The sequence below is a fragment of the Streptomyces sp. NBC_01707 genome (genome assembly GCF_041438805.1).
Taxonomy (GTDB): domain Bacteria; phylum Actinomycetota; class Actinomycetes; order Streptomycetales; family Streptomycetaceae; genus Streptomyces.
On sequence record NZ_CP109190.1, the window covers coordinates 1,895,882 to 1,912,398 of the forward strand.

General features: G+C 70.7%; 17 protein-coding genes. 3 read left to right on the forward strand and 14 right to left on the reverse strand.

Translation table 11 applies throughout. From position 1 onward, the window contains the following. Window positions 1-161 precede the first annotated feature (161 nt). The 3 genes from OG963_RS08700 (at window position 162) to OG963_RS08710 (ending at window position 2,798) form a co-directional block, all read left to right on the forward strand. On the forward strand, window positions 162-950 hold the full coding sequence (locus tag OG963_RS08700) for a GNAT family N-acetyltransferase (RefSeq protein ID WP_371798727.1): 789 nt from the start codon (window positions 162-164) through the stop codon (window positions 948-950). Window positions 951-1,486: 536 nt separating this feature from the next. Then, complete coding sequence (locus tag OG963_RS08705; RefSeq protein WP_030923709.1) at window positions 1,487-1,681, forward strand: antitoxin; 195 nt, start codon at window positions 1,487-1,489, stop codon at window positions 1,679-1,681. 301 nt (window positions 1,682-1,982) lie between these two features. Further along, window positions 1,983-2,798, forward strand: a complete 816-nt coding sequence (locus OG963_RS08710) for a DUF427 domain-containing protein (RefSeq protein WP_256223347.1) — start codon at window positions 1,983-1,985, stop codon at window positions 2,796-2,798. A gap of 168 nt (window positions 2,799-2,966) precedes the next feature. Here the strand turns inward: OG963_RS08710 and hypE are convergent, their stop codons facing one another. From hypE to OG963_RS08780, 14 genes are all read right to left on the reverse strand, one after another. After that, on the reverse strand, window positions 2,967-4,067 hold the full coding sequence (gene hypE, locus OG963_RS08715; protein WP_093772039.1) for a hydrogenase expression/formation protein HypE: 1,101 nt from the start codon (window positions 4,065-4,067) through the stop codon (window positions 2,967-2,969). A gap of 13 nt (window positions 4,068-4,080) precedes the next feature. After that, entirely contained in the window at window positions 4,081-5,205 is a 1,125-nt protein-coding gene (hypD, locus tag OG963_RS08720) for a hydrogenase formation protein HypD (RefSeq protein ID WP_093770048.1), read from the reverse strand. Continuing rightward, window positions 5,202-5,522 carry a HypC/HybG/HupF family hydrogenase formation chaperone gene (locus OG963_RS08725; protein ID WP_051878349.1) on the reverse strand — a complete coding sequence of 107 codons (321 nt, stop codon included), beginning with the start codon at window positions 5,520-5,522 and terminating at the stop codon, window positions 5,202-5,204. The genes hypD and OG963_RS08725 overlap by 4 nt, the downstream gene beginning before the upstream one ends. A 50-nt stretch (window positions 5,523-5,572) precedes the next feature. Next, window positions 5,573-7,978 (reverse strand): carbamoyltransferase HypF, encoded by a 2,406-nt coding sequence (hypF, locus tag OG963_RS08730; protein WP_371798728.1) that lies wholly within the window; start codon window positions 7,976-7,978, stop codon window positions 5,573-5,575. Further along, window positions 7,975-8,913: a hydrogenase nickel incorporation protein HypB gene (gene hypB, locus OG963_RS08735; RefSeq protein ID WP_093770046.1), complete on the reverse strand. Its 939-nt coding sequence runs from the start codon at window positions 8,911-8,913 to the stop codon at window positions 7,975-7,977. Before hypB ends, hypF begins: the two co-directional genes overlap by 4 nt. Window positions 8,914-8,916: 3 nt before the next feature. Next, window positions 8,917-9,309 carry a hydrogenase maturation nickel metallochaperone HypA gene (locus OG963_RS08740; RefSeq protein ID WP_030923729.1) on the reverse strand — a complete coding sequence of 131 codons (393 nt, stop codon included), beginning with the start codon at window positions 9,307-9,309 and terminating at the stop codon, window positions 8,917-8,919. 129 nt (window positions 9,310-9,438) lie between these two features. Further along, window positions 9,439-9,543: a hypothetical protein gene (locus tag OG963_RS08745; protein ID WP_371126207.1), complete on the reverse strand. Its 105-nt coding sequence runs from the start codon at window positions 9,541-9,543 to the stop codon at window positions 9,439-9,441. A gap of 19 nt (window positions 9,544-9,562) precedes the next feature. After that, the gene (locus OG963_RS08750) at window positions 9,563-10,111 is read right to left on the reverse strand and encodes a hydrogenase maturation protease (protein WP_093770045.1); all 549 of its coding nucleotides are present in this window, start codon (window positions 10,109-10,111) and stop codon (window positions 9,563-9,565) included. After that, the gene (locus OG963_RS08755) at window positions 10,108-11,556 is read right to left on the reverse strand and encodes a hypothetical protein (protein ID WP_093770044.1); all 1,449 of its coding nucleotides are present in this window, start codon (window positions 11,554-11,556) and stop codon (window positions 10,108-10,110) included. Before OG963_RS08755 ends, OG963_RS08750 begins: the two co-directional genes overlap by 4 nt. After that, on the reverse strand, window positions 11,553-12,254 hold the full coding sequence (locus OG963_RS08760) for a DUF6084 family protein (protein WP_093770043.1): 702 nt from the start codon (window positions 12,252-12,254) through the stop codon (window positions 11,553-11,555). The genes OG963_RS08755 and OG963_RS08760 overlap by 4 nt, the downstream gene beginning before the upstream one ends. After that, window positions 12,251-12,922 carry a DUF5947 family protein gene (locus OG963_RS08765; RefSeq protein WP_093770042.1) on the reverse strand — a complete coding sequence of 224 codons (672 nt, stop codon included), beginning with the start codon at window positions 12,920-12,922 and terminating at the stop codon, window positions 12,251-12,253. The genes OG963_RS08760 and OG963_RS08765 overlap by 4 nt, the downstream gene beginning before the upstream one ends. After that, entirely contained in the window at window positions 12,919-13,536 is a 618-nt protein-coding gene (locus OG963_RS08770) for a hypothetical protein (RefSeq protein ID WP_093770041.1), read from the reverse strand. Before OG963_RS08770 ends, OG963_RS08765 begins: the two co-directional genes overlap by 4 nt. Then, the gene (locus tag OG963_RS08775; RefSeq protein WP_030923746.1) at window positions 13,533-15,317 is read right to left on the reverse strand and encodes a nickel-dependent hydrogenase large subunit; all 1,785 of its coding nucleotides are present in this window, start codon (window positions 15,315-15,317) and stop codon (window positions 13,533-13,535) included. The genes OG963_RS08770 and OG963_RS08775 overlap by 4 nt, the downstream gene beginning before the upstream one ends. A gap of 96 nt (window positions 15,318-15,413) precedes the next feature. Further along, window positions 15,414-16,499: a hydrogenase expression protein HypE gene (locus tag OG963_RS08780; protein WP_030923747.1), complete on the reverse strand. Its 1,086-nt coding sequence runs from the start codon at window positions 16,497-16,499 to the stop codon at window positions 15,414-15,416. Window positions 16,500-16,517 lie beyond the last annotated feature (18 nt).

Consider the following 16,517-nt stretch of genomic DNA (forward strand, 5'->3'; position numbering starts at 1 on the left):
GATGAAGCGGCCGCTTCTCCATTTCTCTTGCCTCCATCGACCGTGCGCGCGTCGTCGCATGCGCGCCCGGAACTCGATTCGCAGGCGGCGCGGAGACGGCCTGGACCCGGCGTACCGGCCGCCCCGTTGCCGTACATCCGGCTCCGGAAGGGAGACCCGTCATGATCCAACTACTGCCGCACCGACTTCCCGCACTCTCACGCTGGTTCCCCGCCGGAGCACCTGGTCCGGCAGCCCTGGCCGAACATGTCCTGACCACCGGGACCGGCCGCTTCTGGGCCGACCGCGCCGTCCAGCCACGCGCGATCGCCGTCGACTGCGCCGCCCATGTACTGCTGCGTGGCGATCCCGGCGCACTCGTCCCCGCGGAACTCGCACCGCTCGGCTCGCGCTACATCGAGGCACCCATCCGATTCCTCCCCGTCCTCGGCGCCTCCTTCGACCGGATCATGCCGTGGGAGCGCATGGTCTACATACAGCGGGAGGAACCGACCTCCCTGGCGCGCACCCCCAGGGGCGTGGTGGTACGCCGCATCACCGCCGCCGATGCCGAGGCACTTGCCGCGCTCGGCCCGGGTGCTGCCTGGATTCATGCCAGCTGGGGCGGCCCGGTCGGGCTCGCCACCTCCGGGCACGCCTGGGGAGCCTTCCACCACGGCGAAGCCCTCGCCGTCGCGTGCACGTACTTCCTCGGCAGCGCCTACGAGGACCTCGCCGTCCTCACCGCCCCCGACCATCGCCGCCGGCAGCTCGCCCTCAGTTGTGTCACCGCACTCTGCGCCGACGTCACGGCACGCGGCCACACCCCCAGCTGGAGTTGCTCGCGCCACAACAGGGCCAGCCGGCTGCTCGCCTGGAACGCCGGCTTCCGCCTGGTACGCGAGTACGTCCACCACGCCACCGGCGCACCGGCCGTCCGCGGGACATCGGGGACGAGAATCCCCGCGTGAAGCCCCATCCCGCAGTGCGGCAGCAGGTCGACCGCGAGACGGCCTGCACGGTCGTCAGGGTGTCCGGCCCGGAGTGAGCCTGCCCGACTGTGCGAGATGCCGGACCGGGACCGTCGGCCGCGCCGTCGCCGGCCTGCGGCGCGTCAGGACGTACGGCGGACCGGCGGGCGGTGCAGGGCCGGCAGAGCCTGCTCGTCATCGTTCTTCCCGTCCGCATGGCGTCGTACGTCGCGGAGCAGAGCGCCGAGGGTCTGCGACGGCGTGGCGGAGGTCGCTGCTCGCGTACGGGCGCCGCAGCGGGACGGGCAGTCGCCAGGTCGATCACCACCGCCGGCACGATGACACCGGCGGGGATCGAGAGGCTCTGCTCTGCTGCCCCACTCCCCCACGCCGTGGAGGGCGCACGCGCCGCATCCGGGACGGTGCGACATGTGTACGGGCGGCCGTCGTGGCGTGCGCGCCGTCCCATGCAGATGCGAAGTGCGGCACAAGTGGCGACGCTGGAAGTGTCAGGGTGAACGCACCGAGGAGGACCCATGTCCATGATGGACAAGATCAAGCACATGCTGAAGGGCCACGAGGACCAGGCGGGCAAGGGCATCGACAAGGCGGGTGACACCATCGACGACAGGACCCAGGGCAAGTACACCGGCCAGGTCGACACCGCTCAGGACAGGCTCAAGGGCCAGCTCGGTTCGGACCGCGGCGAGGACCAGCCGCCGCAGACCTGACCCTCACCAGGCCATTGCACCGTCAACAGGCCGCTGCCGCCTCGCCTGCCCATGCCGTGAGCAGGCAGGGGCGGCGGGATGTCCGGTCCGTTCTCCGTCTGCGCGCTCCGTCGGCACCGCTCGAGGCGACGGGCGCCTTGAAGCATCCGTCGACCGGTTCCCCACCGCAGAACGTCGGCCGACCCGCAGACCGCCTGCGGATCGTGGCGTGGCTGGTCCCCGACGGCCAGCAGGTGCCGCGTGTCCGGTTTCGTCCCGCCACGGCCGCTGAGCGGCTCGGGACCTCTTCGAGGAGAACCTGGTGACCACTCCACCCCCAGCCGTCGAGCGCCGTCACCCGGTGCGGGACACCGCTCTCACCTGGGAGCCGAGCGAGCGCCGTGTACGCGGAAAGAAGGGCGAGACCCTCGTCGTCGACAGCCGGCGGCCCGTGCTCGTATGGGAACCCGGCCGCGCCGTGCCGCTCTACGTCTTTCCCCGGGACGACGTCCGCACCGGTCTGCTCCGTCCGGCGGCCACCCCCGACACCGGAGCGCACTCCGGCTCCACACTCTTCTACGACCTCGTCGTGGACGGCGTCACGGAGCCCAACGCCGCATGGACCTTCCCCGTCGCCGAGCTCGCCGGACACATCGCCTTCGAGTGGTTCGAGCGCGCCGGTGTGGGCCCCGACCACTGGTACGAGGAGGAGGAAGAGATCTTCGTCCACCCCCGTGACCCGTACTCACGCGTCGACGCACTCCGCAGCTCTCGGCATGTGCAGATCGAGATCGACGGAACGCTGGTCGCGGACACGCGCAGCCCGGTCCTGCTCTTCGAGACACGTCTGCCTGTGCGCTACTACATCCCCCGCGAGGACGTCCGCCTCGAGCTGTTCGCCCCGACCGGTCTGCGTACGGGATGCCCGTACAAGGGGACGGCCGAGTACTGGTCGGTGGCCGGTACGGACAGCAAGGCTCCGGCGAATGTGGCGTGGAGCTACCCCGATCCCGTCCCCGCCGCAGGGGCGGTCAAGGGCCTCATCGCCTTCTACGACGAAGCCGTCGACGTCATCGTGGACGGAGAGCGGCTGGAACGCCCGGCCACCGGCTTCACGGGGCGTCCGGCGGGCCGATGACGCGCCGCATCGGGCTCGTACGAGCCCGATGCGGCGTCCTCGCCCCCAAGCCGGCGCCCGCGCACGACTCTTACGCATGTCCGGCGGGAAGTGGGTACGGCCGTGCGGGTCGCCCCGCTTCCCGCCGGGGCGCCATACCCCGCGCGCTACCGCCCGGAGGGCGAAGGCTCAGCAGATCCGGGGCAGCTGCTCGCCGATCGGCAGGTCGACCACGCGCGTCCCGCCGAGCCCGGTGCGGGCCACGACCATGCCGGGATGCGCCTCCACGGCCTCGCCGACGACGGCCGCCTCCGCTCCCAGCGGATGCGCTCGCATCGACTCCAGTACGGCTTCGGCATGCTCGCGGGGGACGAACGCGACAAGTTTTCCCTCGTTGGCCACGTACATCGGGTCCAGGCCCAGGACGGCGCAGGCGTTGGCCACTGCGGGAGGGACCGGGACGTCGCGTTCCTGCAGGACGACACCGGCGCCGGAGGCCGTCGCGATCTCGTTGAGCGCCGCGGCCAGCCCCCCTCGTGTGGGATCACGCAGGACATGGAGGTCGGGGGTGACCGCGAGCATGGTCTCCACCAGCCCGCCCAGGGCCGCGCAGTCGCTCTCGATCTCCACGCCGAACTCCAGACCCTCGCGCACACTCATGATCGCCACGCCGTGCGCGCCGATCGAGCCGCTGACGATCACTACGTCGCCCGGGACCACCCGCTGAGGACGGAGGTCGACGCCGGCCGGGACGAGGCCGATCCCGGCGGTGTTGATGAAGATGCCGTCGCCGTGACCGGCGTCCACGACCTTGGTGTCGCCGGTGGCCACCTCGACGCCCGCCGCGCGCGCGGCTGCGCCCAGCGCGTTGGCCACGCGTGCGACGACCGATACCTCCACGCCTTCCTCCAGGATGAAACCGCAGGAGAGGTAGGCGGCCCGGGCTCCGCTCATGGCCAGGTCGTTGACGGTGCCGTTGACCGCGAGGTCGCCGATGCTGCCGCCGGGGAAGAACAGCGGCCGAACGACGTACGAGTCGGTGGAGAAGGCCAGCCGGGCGCCGCCCAGCGACACCACGGCCGAGTCGGTCAGTTGCGCCAGCACGTCGCCCCCGTAGCCGGGCGCGAAGACGTGCTGGACCAGTTCGGCCGAGAGTGCCCCGCCGCCGCCGTGGCCCATCACCACCCGCGGCTGGTCGCGCAGCGGTGCCGGGCAGGTCCATGCCGTGAGGTCGAGGACGGCCGGCTCGCCGGGAGCGGCCGTCGCCGCGGTGGCGACGGTGGTGTTCAGTGCTTCGGTCGTCTCAGGCAACGGGGCTCGTCTCCCTGGCTGCGGTGGTGATGTCCAGGCGCCGGTAGAGGTAGTACGCGGCGCAGGCGCCCTCGCTGGAGACCATGGTGGCCCCGAGCGGGTTGCGCGGAGTGCAGGTGGTGCCGAACGCCTCGCACTCGTGGGGTTTCAGCAGTCCCTGCAGGACCTCACCGCTGCGGCACGCGGCGGGTTCCTGGGTGTCGATGCCGGTGACCGAGAAGCGGTACTCGGCGTCGTAGTCCCGGTAACGCGTGGAGAGCCGCCAGCCGCTGTCGGGGATGGTGCCGATGCCGCGCCAGGCACGGTCGGTGACTTCGAAGACGTCGTCCAGCATGGCGAGCGCCGCGGGGTTCCCGTCCGGGTGCACGGCGCGCGGGTACGCGTTCTCCACCGTGTGCTCGCCGCGCTCCAGTTGCAGGACGGTGCGCCGTACCCCTTCGAGGATGTCGAGCGGTTCGAATCCGGTGACCACGATGGGCACCCGGAACCGTTCGGCCAGCTCCGGGTACTCCCTCGTGCCCATCACGCTGCAGACGTGACCGGCGGCGAGGAAGCCCTGAACCCGGCAGCTCGGCGACCGCATGATCGCCTCGATGGCCGGGGGGACCCGCACGTGGGAGACCAGGAGGCTGAAGTTCGCGATACCGAGTCTGCGCGCCTGATACACCGTCATGGCGTTCGGCGGTGCGGTGGTCTCGAATCCGATCCCGAAGAAGACCACCTCGCGGTCGGGGTTCTGCTGGGCGATCTTCAGGGCGTCGAGTGGCGAGTAGACGACCCGTACGTCGCCACCCTCGCTGCGGACCCGGAACAGATCACGGCCGGTCCCGGGGACGCGCAGCATGTCCCCGAACGAGCAGAAGATCACCTCGGGGCGGGAGGCGATGGCCAGCGCCTTGTCGATGACCTCCAGTGGCGTGACGCAGACGGGACAGCCCGGACCATGGATCAGTTCGACCTGCTCCGGCAGGAGTTGATCGATGCCGTGCCGGATGATGGTGTGCGTCTGTCCACCGCAGACCTCCATCAGCGCCCAGGGCCGGGTCACCACGGAGTGGATGTCGTCGAGCAGCCGACGCGCCAGGTCCGGGTTCTGGAACTCTTCGATGTACTTCACTTCTGCACCTCCTCGGGCGCGTCGGCGCGATCGGACCCGGACGAGCCGCCGGTCCCCTCGGCCCGCTCCCATGGGTCACCGAACTCCTCCTGCAGCAGGCCGAGTTCAGCGAAGAGCTCAAGCGTCTTCCTGGCCGACTCCTCGTCCAGCCGCTGCAGGGCGAATCCCACATGGACGATGGCGTATTCACCCACCTGGAGATCCGGCAGATACTCCAGGCACACTTCTTTGACCACACCGCCGAAGTCGACGGTGGCCATCCGGGTACCGTCGCGCTCCTCGATGTCCATCACTCTGCCGGGTACCGCCAGGCACATGGCTGCTCCTTGCTGTGGGGGGGCGTTGCCCGGCTCCGCCGGGCCGGACGTCAGTCGGCGGCCGCGCCGGTGCGCGCCGCCGCGTTGCGGGTGGCCACCATGAGCTGGCCGAGCGCCAGTCCGCCGTCGTTCGGAGGGACCTCGCGGTGACGCAGGACGGTGAAGCCGTTCTCGTTCAGCGTCCGGGCGCACCGGGAGGAGAGCAGGGTGTTGGCGAACACGCCGCCGGTCAGAGCCACTTCATGCAGGTCGTGCCGTTCGCGGGCTGCGACGCACACCTGGAGCACGACGTCCGCGACGGCCGCGTGGAAGCGTGCGGCGACCAGTGCCGGCGCCGCACCGGCGCGCACGTCGTCGACGACGGCTGCGAGTAGCGGCGAGGGGTCCATGACCCACGGCTGTCCGCCGACCGGGTCCGCCGGTCGCAGCGCGAAACCGTAACCGGGTCCGGAGTCCGGGGCGGCGCCGACCGCGGCGGCCTCCAGTTCGACGGCGGCCTGGGCTTCGTACCCGGCGCGGTGGCACACGCCCGCCAGCGAGGAGACCGCATCGAACAGCCGGCCCATGCTGGAGGTGGGGACACAGTTGAGGTTGCGCTCCAACTGGCTCAGCAGCACCTGTCGTTCGTCCGGTGGACAGGCGGCCGCGCAGGGCAGATCGTCCGTCCAGCCGATGCCCGCGGCGTACAGGTGGGCCAGCGCCATCCGGTAGGGCCGGTGTACGGCGGCATCACCGCCGGGCAGCGGCGCGTACGCGAGGTGTGCGAAGCGGAGACAGGCGTCGTAGTCGGCCAACATGATCTCGCCGCCCCACACCGCTCCGTCGTCCCCGTAACCGGTGCCGTCGAACGCGACGCCGATCACCCGTCGGCTGCCGTCCCGGCCGTGCTCGGCCATCGCGGCGGCGATGTGGGCGTGGTGGTGCTGTACGCGCACGACCGGTCGGCCGTCGGCCCGGCCCAGCGCCCACCTGCCCGTGCGGTAGCGCGGATGCCGGTCGGTGGCCAGGATGCCGGGCCGCACCCCGGTGAGGGTCTCCATGTGCTGTTCGGCGCGTGCGAAGGCCTGCTGCGTGTCCAGGTCGTCCATGTCGCCGACATGGGCGGACAGCCAGGCCCTGCGCTCCTCGGCGAGGCAGAAGGTGTTCTTCAGGTCGCCGCCGGTGGCGAGAATCGCAGGCACCGGGTGGGGCAGGGCGAGCGGCAGCGGGGCGTAGCCGCGGGAGCGGCGCACGATCAGCCGCTCGCCGTCGCAGACGCGCACCACGGAGTCGTCGCACGGCACATGGATCGGGCGGTCGTGCGTGAGCCACGCGTCGGCCAGGTGGGCGAGCCGCTCCAGCGCATCGTCGTCGTCCGTGACGATCGGTTCACCGGCCACGTTGCCGCTGGTCATGACGAGCAGGCGCGGCCCCGGCGGGTCACCGGGCAGGCCGAGCAGCAGGTGGTGCAGCGGAGTGTACGGGAGCATGACGCCGAGGTCGGGGCTGCGCGGGGCGACGGCATCCGACGGCCAAGGGGCGCCGGAGCCCGGGCGGGCGTCGGAGCGCCGGCGCAACAGGACGACGGGCCGGACACCACCGGTGAGCAGGGCCCGCTCCTCCTCGCCCACGTGCACGAGATGCGCCACGTCGTCGATGTCCCGCGCCATGACGGCGAACGGCTTGTCGCCTCGGGCCTTCCGGCGGCGCAGCAGGGAGACCGCGGCGGAGTTCTCGGCATCGCAGGCGAGGTGATGGCCACCGAGCCCCTTGACCGCGAGGACCGCACCGTGCGACAACAGCCGGCGTGCCTCCGCGACCGGGTCGGCTGCGCACTGCTCGGGCGTGGTGCCGTCCGGCCGCGCGACGAGCAGTCGCAACTTCGGGCCGCAGGCAGGGCAGGCGACCGGCTGCGCGTGAAAGCGCCGGTCGGCGGGGTCGGCGTATTCACGGGCGCAGTCGGCGCACATCGGGAAGCGCGCCATGGTCGTGTGCGCGCGGTCGTACGGCACCGCCGTGACGATCGTGAACCGGGGCCCGCAGTGCGTGCAGGTGATGAACGGGTGGCGGTGGCGCCGGTCGGCCGGATCGGCCAGTTCGGTGAGACAGTCGGCGCAGGTGGCCATGTCCGGGGAAACCAGTGTGCGGGCCGGTCCGCCGGTGTGGGAGTCCACGATGCTGAAGCGCGATCCGCCCGCGGCCGGTACCTGCGTGTGGTCGACGGAGTCCACCCGGGCGAGCGGGGGTGCCTCCGCTGCGATCCGGTCGCAGAACAGGGCCACGGCGGCCGGGGCGCCCTCGACCTCGGCGACGACGCCTTCGGTGGTGTTGGTGACGTGTCCGGCCAGGCCCAGCCCGGTGGCCCGGGCGTACAGGTAGGGCCGGAATCCGACACCCTGCACGACACCGCGGACCACGACCCGTCGGCGCTCCACGGCTCCCGCGAGGGCGGCTGCGCCGGGCTGTGGGGTCGTCACGAGCGGTACTGGGCCGCGGAGTCGGGTACCGGCGTCATGACGAGCGGCTCGTCGGGATGCGCGTGTGCGTGGGGGCCGGTGTGCGGGTGTTCGTGGGTACCCAGGTCCGGATGGGTGTGCGTGTGAATGCCGGTGTGCGCGTGGGTGTGGGTGTGCGAGGCGCCGTGCGCGCCGTGGTCACGATGGGTGTGGGTGTCGTCGTGCGCGCCCATGTCGCCGTGCGTGTGCGTGTGCTGCTGGTACGGGTGCTGCCGGGCCATCACCGGTGTGTGGACCGGGGCGCCTTCACCGGCGGCCAGCGCCCGGTCGAGCAGCGTGCCCACCCCCTCACCGCGGCGGGCGGCGGTGAGGACCACTTCCACACCGGGGTTGACCTGCTGGACATGGGCACGGAACGCGGCCTCGTCGAAGTCGACGGCCTCTGCGATGTCGGTCTTGGTGACCACGACGAGCTGGGCCAGTCCGAATGCGGTGGGGTACTTCAGCGGTTTGTCCTCGCCTTCCGTCACGGAGGCGAGGACGACCCTGAGCGTCTCCCCCAGGTCGTACGAGGCGGGGCAGACCAGGTTGCCCACGTTCTCCACGAAGAGGATGCGGGTCCCGTCGGGCAGCCAGTTGTCGAGGTGGCGGCCGAGCATGCCGGCCTCCAGGTGGCAGAGTCCGTCGGTGAGCACCTGCTTGACGGGGGCGCCGGACCGGGCCAGGCGTACGGCGTCGTTCTCGGTGGCGAGGTCCGCGGTGAGTGCGGCGACCGGCACTCCTCTTTCGCAGGCCCGGGCGAGTTCGCGTTCCAGCAGTTCGGTCTTGCCGCTGCCGGGGCTGGAGAGCAGGTTGACGACGGTGGTGCCGCGGGCCGTGAGCCCGGCTCGCAGGCTGTGGGCCGTCGCGTCGTTCTTGGCGAGTACCGCCTGCTGCAGGTCGACTTCACGGCACATCGTTCAGTGCTCCTGGGAGATCGGTTCGCGGGTGTGTTCGGGTGCGGGGCCGTCCTGCCAGTGCACGCTGAGGATCTGCAGCTCGCGGCCCGACAGGAGTTCGGCGGTCGCCTCGCCGCAGACGGGACAGCACAGCTGCGGCGGCATGCCGACCGCCCATTCGTCCGCGCAGGGCACGCACCGCGCGCGGGCCGCCACGGAGTCGACGACGAGTTCGGCTCCTTCCAGGACGGTCCCGGCGCAGGCGAGTCCGAAGCAGAAGGACAGGGCGTCGGGGACGACTCCGGCCAGTTCCCCGACCTGGAGCCGGACGGACCCGACCGAGGTGGCTCCGCCTGCCTGAGCCGCCTCTTCCACCTGGTCGACGACGGCCATGGCGATCGACATCTCGTGCATTGGTTCTCCGTCCTGCACTGCGTCATTACAGCGGCGGGTCACGGGGGCCGGCGGACCGGCTCGCCGGTACCCGTGCGGCACATGCACCATTCGGTGCAGCCCTGGGCCGGGGCCGGGCGGCAGGTGCCGTCACATGCTGCGCATCCGCAGATAGCGCCTGACGTCGGGCAGGATCTGCGCGACGACGGCGGCGACAGCGACGGCGCTCAGGCCGCAGACAAGGAGCTTCTTCATGATGGTGGGTTCCTTCTGCTCAGTTCATGACAGGTCCGGTCGCCGTCCGCCGGGCATCGGCCGGACGGTCGGCCGCTTGTACAAGGTCCAGGACCATTCGTGCGGCATGGGGCACCGCTTCGGCCACGGGGGCGCTCAGCCCGATTCCTTCGTCGACGCTGTCGGGTTCGCAGCCGACGACGAGCGTGCGCCTCGGCGGTACGGCTCCGGTGCCCGCGCACAGGGTGCCGAGCAGTGCCAGGACGGCATCGGGGGACATCCGGTGACCGTCGAGCAGCGCGTTCTGCGGTTCGACGGCTCCGGGTTCGTCGGCCTCGATCAGATACAGGGTGCCCGGGCGGCCGCCGCGTGCGGTGGCGTCGATCAGGACGAGGGTGTCGTATCCGTCGAGGAGCTGATAGGCGAGATGGACGCCCCGCACGCCGACGTCGACCACCTCGACGTCGTCGGGGAGGCGGTGCGAGGACAGTGCGCGCACCGTCTCGACGCCGAAGCCGTCGTCGCCGAGGAAGATGTTCCCGATCCCGGCGACGAGGGTTCTCGCGTGCTTCTGCGCAGGGTCGTTCACGCGTCCTCCAGGGGGGCGATCTCGTCCGGCTGGAAGTACAGGAAGCGCCCCTGCTCGCGGCGGATGTCCGCGCCCGGGTCGCCTTCCACGGTGACCGCGAGGTGCACTCCGCCGTCGACGTCGTGGAGCACTGCTTCGACCTGTGCGCTGCGGCCCTTGAGGAACAGGTCCTGGGCGTCGGTCCGCCGGAGCCCCGGTCGCAGCAGGACGCGGCTGCCCACACCCACGGACCGTCCGTCCACCAGGATCCGGTCCCGGGCCGGGTCGGCGGTGTCGTCGCCCGCCGGGTCCCACCACGGGGTGTCGGGCCGGAGTACGCCGCGGGTGTCGATCAGGTCCACGTCGTCCGGGACGGGGTCGTGCGCGGCGGGCGTGGGCGTGTCGGGTCCGGTGATCTCCCGCAGGGCCCGAACCGCGCCGTGCAGTCGCTCCAGGACCTCGGGGGGCATCGACTCGGCCAGGTCGATGACGGCTGCCGCCCGGGGATCGGTGCCGCGTGCCTCGCGCTTCTCCTGCTCGGTCAGGGCCGCCGTGCGCAGGGCGAGGATCTCGTCGATCTCGGTGGCGTCGTAGAGCGTGCCCGGGCTCTCGGGGGCGATGGCCGGATGGTCCTCCAGGATGATCGGGGACGACAGCATCAGGTCCGCGTGCCCGGGTTCCCCGGCGAGCACCGGCCAGGTGTGCAGGTTGCGGCAGGCCGCGACCGCACCCTTGGCCCATTCGGGCGGGTCCGTCATCGACAGGAACGATCCCGCGCTGAGCCCCAGCAGAAGGTGCGTGGCGACCAGCGACCGTGGGAGCGCGGCCTCCCGGTCGGCCTCGGTGGAGTCGGGCGTCCAGGCGCTGGTGTTCTCCACCACGGCGGTGAGCCTCATCACCCGGTAGGGGCCGTCGAGTTCGCGGGCGGAGAGCCGCACAGCTCCGCTGATCTCCTCGCAGCGGCGGACCAGGCGGCCCACCGTCCGCCCGTCCGCGTCCAGGACGGGCTCGGTCTCCTCGCGTGCGGGCCGGGTGAAGGCGACGGTGACTCCGTCCCCGGTCAGTTCGGCGACGTCCACGACCACTTCGACGCGCTCCTCGGCGCCCTCGTCCCACGGAACCAGCACCCGGTCGGCCAGGTCGAGTCGGTCCACGGTCTCGAATGTGCCGTTGTCGAGGACCTGTTGCACCGTCCGTCGCTGGGCGTGCAGGAACCGTGCCTCGACGGCGAGCGTCGCGCCGGGCTTCGGTTCCATCAGGCACTCGGTGTGCTGGAAGTCGTGCTCCTCACGGTCCGCGCCCCAGCCGGGCGGCACGAGCACCCCGAACTGCCAGCGCAGCCGGTTCTTGGCCGCGGAGGCCCGGTACGGGTACAGCACATAGCCCTCGAAGAGGACGGTGTCGGCGACCTGCCGGGCGGTGGCGAACCGGGACTCCAGTGCAGGCGTGAGCAGAGATGCGGTCACGGCGCCGTCCTCTCCGTGACGCGGGGCAGTACGGGCCGGCGCGCCGGGCGCTCAGGGGTCATCTCCGCGGGGGCTCCGGCCAGGTCGATCAGTGCCTGGACGGTCGCCTCCCAGGACGGCAGGGCCTGTCGCGAGCGGAAGGCGAGCAGCGCGTCCATGGTGTCGCGCGGCAGCCGGATCCACCCGCAGCCCGGGAAGTGCTGCTCGATCATGTCCTTCCACACCGTCACCGGCATGCGGTACGAAGCCTCGCGGTCCCAGGGCACCGGCTCGACGTGGAAGCCGCTGTCCCCGGTGAAGGCGGTGCCGGAGAAGAGCAGGAGGAGCGGCACCTCGCCGTCCTGGAGCGCGTCGAAGTAACGTGTCGCGGCGATGTCCAGGTCGTAGGTGCAGGGCACGACGAGGTCCACCTCGGTCTCCGCGGTGAATGACGGGACCATGAGGGAGACCTGCGCGAACTGCAGGGGCTGGAGCGTGTTTCCCCAGCGTGAGCGGTCTCCGAAGAGGTCGTGCAGTCCGTCCGCCTCGGCCTGCTCGTAGCCGCGCCGGCCGGGTTCGATACGGATCTGGCAGCGAAGCGCGAGGGCATGCACCCGGGCTTCCGCGGACGCGGTGATGCGCAGCCGGAAGACCAGCGTGGGTCCGGCCGCATACGGGTCGGCGCGGACTCCGCTGCAGCTGAAGGCGAATTCCGTCACCGCGGCTGCCCCTTCTCCTGGGTCCGGGTGGCGCGCTCCTCGACGTGCCCGAAGAACGCCTGGAGGTCGGCCCTCGCTTCGGCCCCGCCGTCGAAGCCCTGCCAGAGGAGGCGCATGCGTCCCACCAGCTCGTAGCAGATGTCGATCGGTACGAGGTAGCACTCGGCCCGGCCCTGCGTGCGGCGCATCAGCAGCGCTTCGACGTCGGGTTCGAGCAGTGCGGCGAGGCGAGTGGTGCCGAGCACGGTCTGCCAGGTCTCCGGGTCGAGTTCGCTCTCGGTGGCTCCGGCCGGGCTCGGGTACAGCGCGACCAGCCGGTCCAGCGCGGCGTTGCGGAAGAAGAACGCGACGCCGACCGGAATCTGCAGGAGTTCCCACGCGCCGTCGTCGAGACGGTGGTCCGGATCGGACAGATAGCGGTCCGGGACCGTTCGGAAGCGTCCGTGGGCTGCGCCCGGCTGCTCGAAGAGCAGGGCGCACGGGGTGCACGCGCAGGCAAGCGCCCGCTTCTCGGTGTCCACGAGATGCCGATGACCGCCCTCGGCCACCGGCACGCCGCACAGCTCGCAGCGTTCCTGCCGGGGCGCCGGCGGCGTGGTGAACCTGCGCAGGCCTCGGGGGCGGGCAACGCCCGCCGGGCGCCCGGCGGGCGCCTGGGGTGCGATCATGGCGCCTTCGCCTCGACGGCCTGCCCGGACACGGAAGTTCCGGCCGGCGGACGGGTGGCGATCTGGAGCAGCGGCGGCTCCCGGTCGGTGGTCGTGGACTCCATCTCCACCTGGTTCACTTCCGGTACGAAGCAGGCCAGCGCGTCCTCGACGCTGCGCCGGGTGGCCTCGCCCGTGCTCGGGCAGCCGCAGCCACCGCCGTCACCGGCTTCGGACGAGGAGCGCAGCCGAAGAACGCCGGACTCCTCGTCGAAGCCGACGACCTCGACAGGGTCACGGACGGAGTCGAGGGCGCGCGCGATGCGCTTGTCGATGTCCTCCGGGTGCAGGTCGTGCAGGGCCAGCAGGCTCGACACGAGTTCGTCGTCGAGCAGTGCGGCGAGCGGTCCGCCGCCGGTCGAGTGGTCCGCGGGCGCGCTGAGGCGGTCGACGATCCGAGCGAGGCCGGCGCCGTAGAAGTCCATCAGGACCCGCACCAGATCCTCGGCGGCGGCACCCACTTCCTGGTCTCCGGTGGCGGTCAGACGGTCGAGCAGTTCTTCGACCCGCTGTCCGGCCTCCACGGCGTCGACGGCTCGCGGCGGTGCGACGGCCGACGGGGCTGCGGCGCTCATCCGGCCAGTCCGCTCAGTCCGGTGGGCACATGCATCTGCTTGACGGTCTTGCCGTCGCCCACGTACATGTGGACGCCGCACGGCAGGCAGGGGTCGAAGCTGCGCACCGCCCGCATGATGTCGATGCCCTTGAAGTTCTCCGGGGTGTTCTCCTCGAAGATCGGCGTGTTCTGCACCGCGTCCTCATACGGGCCGGGGGTGCCGAATGTGTCCCGGGTGCTGGCGTTCCACGGAGTGGGCGGATAGGGGTGGTAGTTGGCGATCTTGCCGTCCCTGATCACCATGTGGTGGGAGAGCACGCCCCGTACGGCCTCCGTGAAGCCGACGCCGATGCTCTCGTCCGGCACGTCGAACTTCTCCCAGGTCTGGGTGCGTCCGGCGCGGACCTCCTCGAGTCCCTTCTCGGCACAGTGCAGTGCGATCGCGGCGGCGTACGCCTGGAAGTAGGTGCGGGCGCGGTTGCGTTCCAGCGCGTTGCTCCACTTCGGGATCTTCCACTCGAAGGTGGTCTCGGGCTTGGTCATCGTGCGCGGCAGGTTGATGACGACGCTGTGCCCGGTGGCCTTCACATAGCCGACGTCGACGAGCCCGGACAGGGCGGTGGACCAGAGGCGGGCGATGGGACCGCCGCCGGTGTCCAGCGCCAGGTGGTCCTTGCCGTCGAACCAGCGGGGCGACATCACCCAGCTGTACTTGTCGTCGAAGTTCCGCTTCTGCGGGGCGGGGATGGTGTGCTGGTTCCACGGGTGGCGGGGGTCCACCGGGTTGCCCAGCGGGTCGTGGGTGACGAACTGTTCCCGGCCCTGCCAGTCGTCGTAGTACGAACTGCCGAGCAGGATCCGGATGCCGAGGTTGATCTCGGTGAGGTCGTTGGTGACCAGTTTGCCGTCCACGATCACGCCGGGGGTGACGAACATCTTCCGTCCCCAGTCCGTCATGTTGGCGTACGTGAAGTCGCAGTACTCGGGGTCGTTGAGCGCCCCCCAACAGCCGAGCAGCACCCGTCGGCGACCGACTTCCTCGTACCCGGGCAGCGCCTCGTAGAAGAAGTCGAACAGGTCGTCGTGCAGGGGAACGACCCGCTTCATGAACTCGACGTACCGCATGAGGCGGCTGAGGTAGTCCGTGAAGAGCTGGACCGACGCGACCGTCCCCACACCGCCCGGGTACAGCGTGGAAGGGTGCACATGGCGCCCTTCCATCAGACAGAACATCTCCCGCGTGTAGCGGCTCACTTGGAGAGCCTCGCGGTAGAACTCTCCCTCGATGGGGTTGAGGGAGCGCATGATGTCGGCGATCGTGCGGTAGCCGTGTTCCCCTGCGTGCGGCGCCTCGGTGCGCTCGGCGAGCTCCAGGACTCCGGGGTTGGTCTCGCGGACCATCTTCTCGCAGTAGTCGACCCCGACCAGGTTCTCCTGGAAGATGTTGTGGTCGAACATGTACTCCGCCGACTCGCCCAGGTTGATGATCCACTCACCGAGGTGCGGCGGCTTCACCCCGTAGGCCATGTTCTGCGTGTACACGGAACATGTGGCGTGGTTGTCGCCGCAGATGCCGCAGATGCGGCTGGTGATGAAGTGGGCGTCCCGGGGGTCCTTGCCCCGCATGAAGACGCTGTAGCCACGGAAGACCGACGAAGTGCTGTAGCACTCCGCGACCCGCTTCTGTTTGAAGTCGATCTTCGTGTGGATGCCGAGACTGCCCACGATCCGGGTGATCGGATCCCAGGCCATCTCAACGAGGCCACTGCCGTCGCCGGCCGCCTTCGTCGTGGATGCCATTGTGTGTGCCATAACCCTTCTGGGAAGCGGGAGTTGAGGGGGAGGAGCGAAGGCGGGCCGTCCGTCGATCGCAGAGCGGTGGCGCCGGGCGGTCGGTCACCAGGGCGGGCGGTACCCGGTGGTCAGCTTCTTGCCCGTGTGACGCCACTTCGGTTCCTTGTCCACGGTCCTGGCCGTGACCGACCGGAGTCTGCGGATCACCGCCCCGTACGCTCCGCTGGCGCCGACGGAGACCTTGCCGCCGGGCGGTTCGTCCATGAACGGCATGAACTTGTCGGGGAAGCCCGGCATGGTGCAGGCGATACAGATGCCGCCCACGTTCGGGCAGCCGCCGATACCGTTCATCCAGCCACGCTTGGGGACGTTGCACTTGACGACGGGGCCCCAGCAGCCGAGCTTGACCAGGCACTTGGGCGAGTCGTACGTGGTGGCGAACTGGCCCTGCTCGTAGTAGCCGGCCCGGTCGCAGCCCTCGTGCACGGTGGCGCCGAAGAGCCAGGTCGGGCGCAGCTTGTCGTCCAGCGGAATCATCGGGGCGGAGCCCACCGCCTGGTAGAGCAGGTAGGTGAGGGTCTCCGAGAAGTTGTCCGGCTGGATCGGGCAGCCGGGCACGCACACGATCGGGATACCGGCCTTCGAGGTCCAGTCCCAGCCCAGGTAGTCGGGCACGCCCATGGCACCCGTCGGGTTGCCGGCCATCGCATGGATGCCGCCGTAGGTGGCGCAGGTTCCGATGGCGACGACCGCCAGGGCCTTGGGCGCCAGCCGGTCGATCCATTCACTGGTCGTGATCGGCTGGCCGGTCTCCGGGTTGTCGCCGAAGCCGCACCAGTACCCCTCCTGCTTGATCGACTCGTTGGGGATGGACCCCTCGACGACCAGCACGAAGGGGTCGATCTCGCCACGTTCGCCCTTGAAGAACCACTCGATGAAGGTGTCCGCACCGCCCACCGGACCGCATTCGAAGTCGATCAGGGGCCAGTGGACCTGGATCTTCGGCAGGCCCGGCAGCACACCGAGGACGATTTCCTCGATACTCGGCTGCATCGCCGCCGTCAGCGACACCGAGTCGCCGTCACAGCTCAGCCCCGCGTTGATCCAGAGGATGTGGATCGGGGACTCCTCGCCGGCGGCCGCACCGTCTGCCCGGTCGCCGACCGTGTTCGCTGTTGCTGCATCCATGGGGATGTCTCCTTGGGG